This window comes from Halogeometricum sp. S1BR25-6 (genome assembly GCF_031624495.1).
Lineage (GTDB): Archaea > Halobacteriota > Halobacteria > Halobacteriales > Haloferacaceae > Halogeometricum > Halogeometricum salsisoli.
The window spans coordinates 459,708-472,995 of the sequence record NZ_JAMQOP010000003.1; the positions used below are offsets into that span (position 1 = coordinate 459,708).

Annotated in this window: 9 protein-coding genes; 3 read left to right on the top strand and 6 right to left on the bottom strand. The window is 68.4% G+C overall.

The features are described from left to right. Positions 1-103 precede the first annotated feature (103 nt). Together NDI76_RS17175 and NDI76_RS17180 are read left to right on the top strand one after the other, a co-directional pair. On the top strand, positions 104-631 hold the full coding sequence (locus NDI76_RS17175) for a SprT-like domain-containing protein (protein WP_310925415.1): 528 nt from the start codon (positions 104-106) through the stop codon (positions 629-631). A gap of 113 nt (positions 632-744) precedes the next feature. Then, on the top strand, positions 745-1,758 hold the full coding sequence (locus NDI76_RS17180; protein ID WP_310925372.1) for a calcium/sodium antiporter: 1,014 nt from the start codon (positions 745-747) through the stop codon (positions 1,756-1,758). 21 nt (positions 1,759-1,779) lie between these two features. Here NDI76_RS17180 and NDI76_RS17185 read toward each other — a convergent pair whose 3' ends face one another. From NDI76_RS17185 to NDI76_RS17205, 5 genes are all read right to left on the bottom strand, one after another. After that, a complete protein-coding gene (locus NDI76_RS17185) occupies positions 1,780-4,914 on the bottom strand; it encodes a S8 family serine peptidase (protein WP_310925373.1) in 3,135 nt (1,044 codons plus the stop codon). Next, positions 4,914-5,165, bottom strand: a complete 252-nt coding sequence (locus NDI76_RS17190) for a hypothetical protein (RefSeq protein WP_310925374.1) — start codon at positions 5,163-5,165, stop codon at positions 4,914-4,916. Before NDI76_RS17190 ends, NDI76_RS17185 begins: the two co-directional genes overlap by 1 nt. A 371-nt stretch (positions 5,166-5,536) precedes the next feature. After that, entirely contained in the window at positions 5,537-8,347 is a 2,811-nt protein-coding gene (locus NDI76_RS17195) for a PAS domain S-box protein (RefSeq protein WP_310925375.1), read from the bottom strand. Positions 8,348-8,521: 174 nt separating this feature from the next. Next, positions 8,522-9,304: an SDR family NAD(P)-dependent oxidoreductase gene (locus NDI76_RS17200; protein ID WP_310925376.1), complete on the bottom strand. Its 783-nt coding sequence runs from the start codon at positions 9,302-9,304 to the stop codon at positions 8,522-8,524. Between the two features lie 68 nt (positions 9,305-9,372). Further along, positions 9,373-10,923, bottom strand: coding sequence for a helix-turn-helix transcriptional regulator (locus NDI76_RS17205; protein WP_310925377.1), 1,551 nt, complete (start codon positions 10,921-10,923; stop codon positions 9,373-9,375). Between the two features lie 877 nt (positions 10,924-11,800). On the opposite strand from NDI76_RS17205, the gene NDI76_RS17210 reads away from it, so the two are divergent. Then, positions 11,801-12,160, top strand: a complete 360-nt coding sequence (locus tag NDI76_RS17210; RefSeq protein ID WP_310925378.1) for a hypothetical protein — start codon at positions 11,801-11,803, stop codon at positions 12,158-12,160. A gap of 94 nt (positions 12,161-12,254) precedes the next feature. Here the strand turns inward: NDI76_RS17210 and NDI76_RS17215 are convergent, their stop codons facing one another. Then, on the bottom strand, positions 12,255-13,100 hold the full coding sequence (locus NDI76_RS17215) for an aldo/keto reductase (protein WP_310925379.1): 846 nt from the start codon (positions 13,098-13,100) through the stop codon (positions 12,255-12,257). Positions 13,101-13,288 lie beyond the last annotated feature (188 nt).

Genomic DNA, 13,288 nt, shown 5'->3' on the forward strand with positions numbered 1-13,288 from the left:
TCGCTCGAACGAGCGGACGGTGGATTCGAACTCCGAGCGTCACGCGAGCGAGGCCGCGAGGGACGGATGGGGCGCGTCCGACCGACCGGACTCGTTCGAGTCGGTGACGACGCACCGCGAACTCGTCGCGTGGTCGGCCGCCTACTGCGGACGCGCCGCCGAGGCGTTCGGCTTCGAGGTCGACCTCTCGCGCGTCGAGTGGGAGGTGTCGACGCGGGCGAAGCGCCGCGCCGCGGCGGTCAAGCGACCGGCGGTGGAGGATGCGACCGTCGGCACCCCCCGGTCGTGGAACGGCAGGGTACCGACGTGCACCGTCTCGCTCACGTGGGCCGCCTTCGAGTCGTTCTCCCGGACCGAGTGGACGGCGACGCTCAGACACGAGTTAGTGCACGTCGAGCAGTTCCAGCGGTTCGGAACGACGGACCACGGCGACCGGTTCGAGCGCCGCGCGTCGGCCGTCGACGCCCCGGTCCGCGTCCGGCGGTTCGCCGACGCGGCGTACGTTCTCTCGTGCACCGACTGCGGGCAGGTGGTCGCCCGCCGCTACCGCGACTGCAAACTGGTCCGCGGGCACGAGACGTACGCCTCGTCCTGTTGTTCGGCGCCGCTCGCGCTCGACGAACGGACGTGATTCGACCGTCCGATTGATTGGCGTCCGGGCAGAACCGACGAGCGAACCAGACGAGATGCGCCACGGCGCGGCCGAGCGTTCCGCGGGGCGAGACGCGGTTCACCCTCAGACAGATGATCGGAAGCGAATCGGCGGTACAGGTCGGAATCGTCGTCGCGACAGTCGTCGGTCTGTGGATTGGCGCCCGCCTGCTCGTGGACTCGGTCGTTCGGTTGGCCCGCCGAATCGGCCTCTCGGAGCTGACTATCGGGCTGACCGTCGTCGCTGCGGGGACGTCCGCGCCGGAGCTGGTGGTCACGTCCGACGCGGCGCTCAAAGGACTCGGCGACATCGCCGTCGGCAACATCGTCGGCTCGAACATCTACAACTTGGCGTTCGTCCTCGGCGTGGTCTCGATGCTCCGCGTCGTGCCCATCGAACGCTCGCTGGTCCGCCGCGACGGGGTCGCGCTCCTCGCCAGCAGCGTCGTCGGCGCCTACGCCGTCTTCGACCTGACGGTGACCCGACTCGAAGGAGTCGTCCTCCTCGGACTCTTCGCGGCGTACACCGGGTTTCTGCTCCGGAGCGGCGCGGGTGCCGAATTCGAGAACGAAAACGAGAGCGAGGACGGCACCGACCCCGACCCCGACCCCGATTCCGCCGCCGTCGACGCGCACGCCGAGGAGGAGACGCACTTTCGCGCGCGGGACGTCGCCGCCCTCGTCGGCGGGTTGGCCGTCGTCCTCGTCAGCGGCGACCTGATGGTGGGCGCCGCCTCGTCGCTCGCTCGCGGCGCCGGCATCTCCGAGTGGGTCATCGGCGGCACCATCGTCGCGGCCGGCACTTCGACGCCCGAGTTCGCCGTCTCGCTGGTGGCGATTCGGAGCGGTCGACTCGGCGTCAGCATCGGTAACATCGTCGGCTCGAACATCTTCAACTTCCTCGGCATCATGGGGCTCGCGGCCGCGATTCGACCGCTGGCGCTGAGCGGGGGCGTCCGGTCGAGCGTCGCGTGGTTGCTCGTCGTTTCCGCCGGTCTGGTCGCGGCGCTCTGGACGGGGCGTCGACTCTCGCGCTCGGAAGGGGGGCTGTTCGTCACCTCGGAAGTCGTCCGGTGGGTCGTCGGTCTCCTCGGCGGGGGCCAGTAGTTCGACCCGTCCGCCGGCGTCTCAGTCCCGCCTCGCGAGCAGCGCCGCGGCCGCCGCCAGCGCGACGGCGGCGGTCACCGGAGAGAATCCGGGGACGCCCGTTCCGGTGACCGCGGCCGGCGTCTTCGTTTCGGCCGCTTCGCCTCGTTCGGCCGTCGAGACTGCCGTCGCCGACTCGGTCGTCACCGCTCCGGAACCGTTGCTCGTACCCGGTTCGCCCGCGTGCGGCACCGCCTCGTTCGGCGTCTGCGTTCCCGGCGCCGGGTTCGGTGTCGGCGTCTCCGTCGCGTTCGGCGCGGGCGTGGGAGTCGGCGTCGGCGTCGGGACGGGTGTGGGCGTTGGCGTCGCGGGTGCGGGTGCCGGTGCGGGCGCTCCGCCCCCACCGCCGCCCCCGCTCCCGCCCGCTGAACCGTCGGAGTCCTCGGACTCGTCCGAGCCGCTCTCGGGGGTGGGTTCGGGGTCCGGCGCCGACGCGGTCCCGTCGAGGCTGACGTTCAGCGACCCGGCGTCGGCCGTTCGCACGGTCAGCGTCGCCGCGTGGTCGCCGGACTCGTTCGGCGCGTAGCGCACCTGAACGCCGAGCGTCGCGCGCGGACGCACGGTTTCGTTGTCGGGCGCGTCCACCAGCGAGAACTGGCCCGCCTCCGGTCCCGAGAGGTTCGCGGAGACGACGGTGAGGTTCCCGCGGCCGACGTTCGTCACGTTCGCGTCGGCCGTTGCGGTGTCATCCACGTCCGCCGCCATCGAGACGGCGTCCGGCGCGTCGGCCGCGGGATAGCCGACGGCGTAGACGCCGTAGGTGCCGTTCGCCGACGCGGTGAACGTCGCCGCGTTCGCGGCCGTGTCGACGCTCGCGTTCGTCTCGGTCCACGTCCCGTTCGCGTCCGTCCAGACGACGACGGTGGACTCGTTCGCGTGCGACTCGTCGTACCGCAGCGTCACCGTCGCGTTCGCCGACGCGAGCGTCAGGTTCGGCGCGGCCGACAGTCGACCGCGGTTCGGCGGCGCGCGCGCATCTGCGCCCGCCAGAGAGAGGCCGACGTTCTCCCCCGCGAGGTCGAACGACGGCGCGTCGGCGGGCGAGACGTCCGTCAGCGTCACCGCGGAGACGTTCGACACCGACAGCGCCGCGTCGGCCGTCGCGGTGACGTTCGTCAGTTCGAGCGTCCGGAGGTCCGTCGCCGCGACGCCGACGGCTCCGTCGGTCACCGTCAGGTCGCGGACGGAGAGGTTCGTCACGTTCGCGGTGGTGGCGAACGCCGCGCCGTCCTCGCCGGCGGCGAACGTGCGGCCCTCGCCGTCGACGGCGACGTTCGCGGCGTCGACGACGAGCGACGAGGGGGCCGCGTTCCCGCCGGTGTCCAGTCGATAGTCCCCGTCGTACGTCAGGCGGCCGTCGGGCGGCAGGTCGTACGCTCCGAGGCCGGCGACGGCCGCGGCGGCGTCCACCTTCCCGTAGCCCGTCTCGTTGTCCGGGCCGTCCCCGACGGGGCGGGCGTGCGCCGTCAGGTTCGCTTTCAGTTGCGCGGGCGTGAGCCGACGGTTCGCGTCTAGGAGCGTCGCGAGGACGCCGGCGGCGTGCGGCGCCGACGCCGACGTGCCGCGGAAGTTCCCGTACACGCTCGACCGCACGTTGTCGGCCGCGACGACGTCCGGTTTGAGTCGCCCGTCGACGGTCGGCCCCCGCGAGGAGTACGGCTCCAGTTCGCCGGTCTCCTGGTCGTAGGCGCCGACGGTGACGACGTTCGGGTTCGTCGCGGGATTCGACAGACTCCCGGTGTCGACGCCGCCGTTCCGGAACGTCGCCCCGCCGAGGAACACGTCGAACCGGACGGACCGGGTGGCGTTCACTCGCTCGATGGTCAGGTACCGCGTTCCAGTCGTGGAGAGCGAGAACGTCTCGGTGGGGTGATTTGTCCGGTTCGAACACTTCGTGGGCGTCGCGTTCTGCACGTCCGACTCGGTGTAGAGACAGACGTCGTAGTTTTCCGTCTTGTTCTCCCAGTCGTTCCACTGCGCCCACATCCGACCGGACCCCGACCCGTCGACGACTATGGATTCGCTCCCGTCCTCGAAGTTCATCAGACCGTCGCCGTCGGTGTCGTTCCACGTCCCGCCCCAGTGGTGTCCGCCGGCTGAGTTACCGGCCGAGACGACCCACGAGGTGCCGTTCGCCGCGCTGGCGTCTATCACGCGGTCCATCTCGGAGGTGCCGTCGAGTGGGCCGAGGTTGTACCACCCGAGCGACATCGATACCACGTCGGCGTCCGTCTCGGTCTCCAACCAATCGACCGCTTGATAGAAGTCCCAGTCCGTGTTGATGCGCACGAGCACGAGCGACGCGTTCGGCGCCGTCTCGGCAACGAGTTCGGCCGTCGCCGTTCCGTGCTCGCCGTCCTCGCTGGTTCCGTCGAGTCCGTTCCCGGTGAAGTCCTTCGAGGCGACGACTCGGTCCGCGAGCGCCGGGTTGTCGAGGTCGAACTGGTCGACGTCGATGACGGCGACGGTGACGTTCTCGCCGCCGTAGCCGCGGGCGTGCAGCGACTCCAGTCGCGCCGTCTGGACCGCCTCCGTCGTCCCGTCGCTTCCCGCGAACGAGACGGGCCGCGCCGGTTCCCTGACGTACGAGACGGATGGTTCGGCTGCCAAGGCCAGTATTTCCTCGCGCGTCGCCGTCGCGCCGACGTACCGGCCGTGCGTCGCGGCGTCGCGGCCGAGTACTCGCAGGACCGCATCCTGTCCCGCTCCGACCCGGCCCGGGTCGAGTTCGACGACGACGGCGTACTCGGTCGCGTCTTCGCTGGACGCCTCGGTCTCGAAACCCTGCGCGGAGACGGCGGAAGCGCCGCCGTCGTCGTCGCTCCCGCTCCGAACGAGCAGTTCGGGGTCGACTTTCGCCCGGCCCGCCGCGTCCCTCTCGGCGTCTCGCGCGGCGCTCTCGGTCCGCGGTTGCTCTGTCGCTGTCGCCGCCGACGTTTCGATGGTCGTCTCCGCTTCCCCGTCGGTCGGCGTCGCAACCGCCGTTTCAGTCTCCGTCTCCGTCCCAGTCGTCGCGTCCGCCTCGGTTCCGTCGAGCGCCGAGACGACCGGCGCGGCGACGCCCGAGAGGACGACGAGAGCGGCTACGACCGCGGTCCACGCCGCGCGCGCGACCACTAGCGTCCCCCGGAGTCGCTCGCGCCGGACGGACTCGCGAGTCGCCCACCGCGCCGCGGGCGCTTTCGCTCGTCCGCCGTCGCGCCGCTACCGACACCGGTCGGTGCCGCCGTCTCTCCCCCTGTTCCCCCCGTCTTTCCCGACGTACCGACGCCGTCGTCCGCGTCTCCCCCGAGACGGTCGGACGGGCCCGCACGGCGGGCCGCGACGGCGTCGTCGACGAACCGACGTCGGGTCGAATCGTCTGACACGCTCGACTGTTCTACTTAGTAGGGAATATCTCTTTTGGAAGATTATATTCGAACGTGAACATTACTTAACGGGCGATTTACTCTTTTGAGCGATTCACTCGGGCCGCCCGACTGCGAGGTAGTTCGCGTGGTACGCGGTCACGCGTCCGTCCGTCGCTTCGATGATGTCGACTCGACTTGCCTCTCGTCCCTTCCGTCCCGTTCAGAGTCCGTTTCGTCCGGCTAACCCCGACCTACCGCCGGCTAACAGCCGAGTAACTATGGCCCGACGGGGCGTTGTCTCGATCGCTCCTCGGAATCCAGTCCCGTTCTCGGTCTGCCAGGAGCGAACATGGGTTGGTGGACGGCGGTTTCCACCCCGCCGGGCCACTTTACTGTCTCTCCGACCGCTGCCTTCCGAGCGACCGCTCTCGGTCCATCGGCCCACCGCGTTCGTCGCCGTCGGTCTGAATCTCGAAACGCGCGCCGCCGCTCTCGCTCTCCCCGACGGTCACGTTCCACCCGTGCGCGTGAGCGATAGTGCGGACGATGCCGAGACCGAGCCCCGTCCCGTCGGGATTCGTCGAGACTCCGGGGTCGAACACGTCTTCTCTGTCCGCCTCGGGGATGCCGTCGCCGTCGTCTTCGACGAAGAACCCGCCGTCGGTCAGGCGGCCGACGCGGACCGTGACGGCGTCACCGGACCCGTTCCGGCTGCTCGTGGCGCCGTGCTCGACCGAGTTCCGAAACAGGTTCTCGAATAGCTGTCTCACGCGCCCTTCGTGCGCCTCGATGGTCCCGAGTCCGTCGGGCGTCTCCAGCGTCGCGTCGTTCCCGGCCGTCGCCGTCTCCCAGGCGGCCCGCACGACGCTCCCGAGGAGGACCGTCTCGAGTTCCTCGACCGGTTGGCCGTTCCGCGCGAGGTCGAGCATGTCCTCGATGATGCGGCGCATCCGCCGGTGGGCCTCCCCGATTCGCGTCAGTCGCTCCGCCACCGCGTCGTCGCCGCCGGCGGCGTGATTCGCCCGTAACAGCTCCACCTGCCCCGACGCGAGATTCAGGGGGTTCCGCAGGTCGTGGCTCACGACGCTCGCGACCTGTTCGAGCTGCTCGTTCTGGTACTCCAACTCGCGCTCTCGGCGTCGGAGCAGTTGTTCGCGCTGGACGCGTTCGAGCGCGGCGTCCGCGTTCGACGCGAGCAAACGGGTGAGCGAGACGCGCGAATCGTCCAGGTCGTCGGGTTCCCACGACCCGGCCATCAGGACACCCTCCTCGCCGATGGGGAAGATGACCTCGCTCCGCACCTGCGTCTCGGCGTTCAGCGCGTCGGGGTCCGCGCTCACGTCGTCGAACACCTCCGCCTCGCCGCTCTCGAACACCCGCCAGGCGATGCCCTCGCCGCGCGGCACCTCCCGTTTCTCGATCGTCTCCGCGGCCGCGTCCGACAGCGCTCGGGTGACGAGAGCGTCGCGGTCCTCGTCGTAGAACGCGGCGCCGGCCAGCGGGTAGCCGAGGATGTTCTCCGCGGCGTCGCTCACCACCCGCGCCACGTCGTCGTACGTCCTCGCCGCCGTCAGCTCCCGGCTCGCGCTGTGGAGGGCGCTCAGCCGTTCTTGATACCGCGCCTGCGCCGTCACATCCGTCACGACTACGACGACGCCCCGAATCGACTCCGTCTCCGCCGCCGTTCCCGCTCCCTCGAAATCGTCCGACAGTCGTTCGTGAAGCGGCGAGAGGTCGACTTCGATGTGCTCGACGTCGGAGGGGAGGTTCGCCGGGAGGCGGTGTCGTTCGTGCTCTCGCTCTCCACCGAGGATTCGGTCGATGCTCGCCGAGACTCGCCTGAACCCCTCGTCGTCGAGAACGTCGGCGTCGCGGAGGGCGGAGGCGGGACGGCCGACGAACTCCTCGGCGGGCATGTCCGTCCACGACTCGATGACGCGGTTGACGAACGAGAAGCGGCGGTCCGTTCCGACGATGCACGCCCCCTGTCTGACGCTCTCCACGAGGCTCTCGTACCGGCGGAGTCGCTGTTCGTACTCCAGACGCTCGGTCACGTCGCGCGAGTTGACGACGACGCCGTCGATACTCTCGACGGGGTCCGCGCGCGCGACCGACTCCAGCCACACCCACGACCCGTCCGCGTGCCGGGCGCGAAAGCGCATCGTCTCGACGGTCGACCCCGTCGACTCGTGGAGTCGCTCGAACGTCGCTCGCACCCGCGTCTCGTCTGCGGGGTGGACGAACGAGCGAACGTTTTTCCCGACGACGTCCTCCGGTTCGATCCCCAGAATCCGTTCGCTCGACGGGCTCTGATAGCGAACGATTCCCTCCCGGTCGACGGTCGTCACGAGGTCCGTCGAGCGTTCGATGAGCGCCTGAAACCGCTCTTCGGCGCGCTCTTCGTCGCTCATCTCGCGGACGGTGCCGAGCGTCGCCGGTTCGCCCTCGTATCGGATCCGCTGTACGTCGAACGTGCACCGCACCGTCTCTCCGTTCTTTCGGACGACCCGCGCCGTGTAGCGCGAGGGCGCCTCCCCGTCGTCGCTCGTCCGTCGCTCGGCGATGCGGCGGACCCGCGCCTCGTCGTCCGGATGGAGGAGGTCCCAGACCGCTCTTTCGCGCAGTTCGGACTCCTCGTAGCCGGTCAGTTCTCGGACCCGGCGGTTGACGAACCGGAATCGGTCTCCCTGATAAATGTAGATGGCGTCGTGCGTCCGTTCGACGACGGTGCGGTACAGCGCCTCGCTCTCGCGGAGTCGCCGCTCGGTCCGGTAGTGCTCGACGGCGTTGCGGATGCGGTTCGCGAGAAGTTCGTACTGCTCTCCGCGCGTCCGCTTTTGGATGTAGTCGGTGACGCCCGCCGAGATGGCCTCGCTGGCCACCTCCTCGCTCCCTCGACTGGTCAGGAGGACGAACGGCAGTTCCTCGTAGTGCTCCCGGACGCGTCTGAGAAGGTCGATTCCCGTCGTCTCTCCCATCTCGTAGTCGCTGACGACGCAGTCGACGGCCGCCGCGCGGCCCCCCGGTTCGGTTCTCACTTCGTTCTTCCCTGCATTTGCGTCCGCCAGACGGTCGAGCACCGCGGACGGATCCGTCTCGGTGACGACCTCGAATCCGCCGCGTCGCTCCAGGTGCGTCGCCGTCAGGTCGACGAACGCGGGGTCGTCGTCGACGTGCAACACGCGAACCGTCTCGGTCATTGAAACTAATTGACCAGTGAAGTATTTATGAGTTGTCACCATATCGCAAGGTTCGCCGACGAGCGGGTTCGTCGCAGTCTCCCGGATACGTCCGTTCAGGCCGTCTCGCGTGGATGGTTTCGACCGGGACACCACCGTGTCCGCTGTTATTCCCCGCCGCGCGTCACCGAGGATTCAGTCCACGTGTCCGCCTCCGTCGACCCACACGGTTTCGCCGGTGACGTAGGAGGCGTTCTCGCTTGCGAGATAGAGGTACGCGCTCGCCAACTCTTCGGGGTCGGCCGCGCGGTGCGGCAGACCGGGCGTCTCGCCCTCCGGTTCCATCTCTTCGGCCTCCTCGGCCCACCCCTCGCGTATCTCGGTGGCGACGGGGCCGGGCGCGACGGCGTTCACCCGAACGTTCTCGGGAGCGAGTTCGAGGGCGGCGCTCCGCGTCACCATCCGAATCGCACCCTTCGACGCTCCGTAGTGGGCGTGGTCCCACTCCGCGCGCCCCTGCGTGCTTGACGAGGTGTTGATGACGACGCCCTCGACCCCGCGGTCGATCATGTCGTTCGCGGCGTACTGCGTGCCGAAGAACGCCCCGCGTGCGTTGACGCCGTACACGTCGTCGAACTCCTCGGGCGTCACGTCCCTGAACCGGGTCTTGGTGTAGAGGCCCGCGTTGTTGACCATCACGTCCACGCCGCCGTACTCGCGAGCGTGGTCGACGAGGGCCTCCAGTTCGGCCGGGTCCGACACGTCGCACTCGACGTAGTCGGCCTCGCCGCCCCGTTCTCGAATCTCTTCGTGGGTCGGCAACTCGGCGTCGGGGTCCTTGGGTTCGCTCTGCAAGTCCGCGTTCACGACCAGTGCGCCCGCCTCGCCGAACGCGAGAGCGACCGCTCGACCGATACCCGAACTGCCGCCGGTGACGACGACCGTCTCCTCGGAGAAGTCCGCCTCGATTCGTCCCATACCCACCGTACGGGCGGGACGTTCAAGATACGTGTGGCAGTGGCAGTTCGGGGCGACTCCGGCGCCGGCTACGAGGGTTTCTCGAACGGCGACCGGGCGCCGTCGGGTTCGTTACCGGGGAGGGTGATGAGGTTCCGGCGGCCGAGCGATATCTTCGTGATTCGTCCCTCGTCGGCCATCGACGAGAGAACGCGGCTGACCGTCGCCTTCGACCACCCGGTCTCGGAGACGATGGCGCTCTGCTCCAGTCGACCGCCCGCCTCTTCGAGGATGACGATCACCTCGTCCTCGCGGGTGAGCGGTTCGTCGTACTGCTCCGACTCTTCGCGTTCGGTGGCGGAGTCTGCGGATTCCGCGGCGTTCGCTCCCTCCGCTCCCGCCGGTTCGGCCGTCGACTCGGCGGTCGTCCCCGGCGCCTCGGACCGGTCCGCCAACTGCGACGGGACGATGGCGGCACCGCCGGTTCCGTCGCCGTCGTCCGACTCCGTCGCGGGCGCGGCCCCGCCGCGGCGGCGCCACCAGAAGTAGCCGCCGCCGGCGGCGAGGACCACCGTCCCGACGAACGCGAGGCCCGCGCCCGACGAGACGGGCGCGCCGGGTTCGGGCGCCTCGCCCGGGTCGCTCCCGTTCTCTATCTCGACGCGGTCGCTCGTCCCGTCGCCGTCGGTGTCGGCGCTGTTGGGGTCGGTCCCGTGGACGTTCACCTCGGCGCCGTCGTTGAGACCGTCGCCGTCGGTGTCGGCCTTGTTCGGGTTCGTCTCGTAGGTATTGACCTCCGCGGCGTCGTCCAGATTGTCCTCGTCGGTGTCGGCCTTGTTCGGGTCGGTCTCGTAGGTGTTGATCTCCTCGCCGTCGCTGAGACCGTCGCCGTCGGTGTCGGCCTTGTTCGGGTTCGTCCCGTACGTATTGACCTCTTCGCCGTCGTCGAGTCCGTCGCCGTCGCTGTCGGCTTCGGAGGGCGACGTGGAGTACTGGTTTATCTCGGGACCGTCGTCGAGTCCGTCGCCGTCGGTGTCCGACTTCGTCGGGTTCGTCTCGTACGTTCTGATCTCCGCGGTGTCGTCGAGTCCGTCGCTGTCGGTGTCGGCGCTGGTCGGGTCGGTCCCGTGCGTGTTCACCTCCGCGCCGTCGTCGAGACCGTCGTCGTCCGTGTCGGCGTTTTTGAACCCGGTCTCGCCCGAGACTTCCTCCGCGTTCGAGAGGCCGTCACCGTCCACGTCGCCGTCCTTCGTCATGACGAACACCGCGCTCTCGACGAGCGTCCGCCGTCCGTCCGTTCCGTTGACGAAGACGTCCTGCGCTCCGGTGACCCCGTCGGGCCAGTTCTGCACCGATATCGTCAGATTCGCTCCGCCGTTCGCGGGCGCGCAGGTGACCGTCCGGTTCCCGTCCGCGGGGCCGATACAAACCGACGCGGACGAGGAGAGCGGCCTGTCGGTCCGGACGCGAAGGTCGGTCTGCGACGACTGCCAGACGTAGGCGGTGCCGTCTATCGTGGCGACGGATTGAGACGTGACTGTCGCCTCGGGGGCGGCCGCGACCGGCGCGCCGACGGCCCCGAAGAGGACCAACGCGGCCGCGGCGAACGAAAGTACGGAACGAAGCGCGGGTGGAGACATCTTTTCGGTTCCTGTCTTCTCTACTGTCGTCGCGTTCGACTCAAAAACTTACTGGATACTGTTGGAATATCAGTATAATGTGATGCTAAATCGGTCGCGCAAAATCGAAATTCACTATTCTAGTATTCATCGACGAGTCGCAGTCGCTCGCTATGCGGACTCTCGACGGTCGTTCGAGCGGTATTTCGCCGTCTACCGGCTCGACCGATGAAACAGTTCTCGTTTCTAATCTGTTAACTCCGGCTGGCTCCGCGGAACAGTCCTGAAACAGTGGAAGTGTACGTAACGAGTGTTACCCACTTTATCCTCGGACGTGTTCGTACCATTCGGTGGCATCGTAAGGACTTCCCGACGCGTCGCGGCCGCATCACCCGCCGCCGCTCAGACGCGTACAGAGGGTCCGAGCCATCGTCAGGCGACAGAAGCGCGCGGCTCCGGACGACCACTGCCGGTCTGGAGGACCCCACTCCGGGCACCGGCCCGAACTCCCGTCCCGCCGTTTCCCCACGACGGCGTCCCCATCCCGCATCTCCGGGAGTTCCCCCGTCGCATCCCCAGCGACCCACTGTGTTCGTCCGATTCCCGCATCGGCCAACGTCCGCGCGACGTCACATCCCCATCGACGTTCTGCGCGCGGTCGCGCTCGGTGCCCGGACGCCGTCCGGTGCGGCGCGCTCTCGACTGCTAGCCGGGCTCCCCACCCCGGCGTTTTCCTTTCGGACCGCGAACTCGACAGCGATTTCTCCGCGTCTTGAGAGGCCGTCACACGGTTTGTAGCGACCTAAGCGCGCCTGTTTCGATTCAATTCGCTCGAAACGGTGAAACCGCTCGCAACGGGCGCCGGGGCCTTTATTCCTCGCCGTCGTCTGCCGATTCGATGGTAGATAGAAAGATCGTGGCTGCCGGACTCGTCGCGGCGCTCATGCTACTCGCAGGGTGCTCGGGTTCCGGCGGCGCGGGCGAAGCGGGTACAGGTTCTGAAGTCACGACCTCGGCGAGCGAGGAGACGACGGCCGAGATGGAATCCACCGAGGAGGAGTCCATGATGGAGGAGACAGAAGAGGCGTCCGCGATGGACGAAACCGAAGAAGAGGCTACGATGGAGGAGACCGAAGAGGACTCCATGATGAACGAGACCGAGGAGAACTCCTCGATGGAGGAGACGGACATCCCCGAGGAGAACGAGACGATCAACGTCGAGAACGAGACGGACACCGAAACCGAAGCCTCGGCCTGATCGAGGCGCTCCCGACTCGGCTCTCCACTGACACCTGACACCATCGAACGCGCGCGTGCGGTCCCCGCGTTGGATGGCCCTTCGATACGACTTTTTACTCGTTCAGTCGCGACATCTCCTCGTCCGTGAGGTCGAGGTGCGTCGCGCCGACGTTCTGCTTCAGGTGCTCGACGTCGGCCGTCCCGGGGATGGGAAGCGTCACCGGGGAGTGTTCGAGCAACCACGCCAGCATCACCTGGTACCGCGTCGCGTCGCGTTCCGAGGCGACGTCTTCGAGCGCCTCGGACTTCGCGTCGACGTCGCCCGCCGCGAGCGGCGACCACGGGATGAACCCGATATCGTACTCCTCGCAGGCCGCCAGCACGTCGTCGTCCTCGCGGTGCCCGAGGTTGAAGCGGTTCTGCACCGTCGCGACGTCGACGATGTCCCGCGCCGTCTCCAACTGCTCGACGCTGACGTTGCTGAGACCGACGTGCCCGATAACGCCCTCGTCTTTCAGTTCGGCCAGCGCCGTCACCGACTCCTCGAAGTCGACGTCCGGGTCGGGGCGGTGGTACTGGTAGAGGTCTATCTTCTCGACGCCGAGGCGGTCCAGACTACAGAGGTGCGCGTTGCGGAGGTAGTCGGGGTCGCCGCGGGGAAGCCAGTCTCCATCGCGGTTGCGGAGGAGGCCGCCCTTCGTCGCCACCACGAGGTCCTCCGGGTACGGCGCGAGGGACTCGCGGATGAGGCGTTCGCTCACGCCCGGTCCGTAGGAGTCCGCGGTATCGACGAAGTCGATGCCGAGGTTCGTCGCCGTCTGGAGGACGTGTTCGGCGTCCGCCTCGTCGTCGGGACGGCCGATGATGTCCTCGCCGGTGAGTCGCATCGCGCCGAACCCGAGTCGGTGGACCGTCAGTTCGCCGCCGATGTCGAACGTACCGCTTTCGTTTTGAAGCATCCCCTCAGCCGACGGACGGGAGGGTGGTAAACGGTGTGGCCCTGCGACCGATTCACACGAATTCGGCGCCGAGACGGTCCCTCGGCGTCAGACGCGCGGCGGACGCGACACAAGACTTTTATTCAATCTCACGTACGTGTTGGTACGGTGAACGAGCGGCGGTCCGCGGGCGCGACGGGTAGGGGTAC

Coding starts and splice junctions, on each gene's coding strand:
- NDI76_RS17180 (WP_310925372.1), top strand. CDS start 745: ATGATCGGAAGCGAATCGGCGGTACAGGTCGGAATCGTCGTCGCGACA.
- NDI76_RS17195 (WP_310925375.1), bottom strand. CDS start 8,347: ATGACCGAGACGGTTCGCGTGTTGCACGTCGACGACGACCCCGCGTTC.
- NDI76_RS17200 (WP_310925376.1), bottom strand. CDS start 9,304: ATGGGACGAATCGAGGCGGACTTCTCCGAGGAGACGGTCGTCGTCACC.
- NDI76_RS17205 (WP_310925377.1), bottom strand. CDS start 10,923: ATGTCTCCACCCGCGCTTCGTTCCGTACTTTCGTTCGCCGCGGCCGCG.
- NDI76_RS17210 (WP_310925378.1), top strand. CDS start 11,801: ATGGTAGATAGAAAGATCGTGGCTGCCGGACTCGTCGCGGCGCTCATG.
- NDI76_RS17215 (WP_310925379.1), bottom strand. CDS start 13,100: ATGCTTCAAAACGAAAGCGGTACGTTCGACATCGGCGGCGAACTGACG.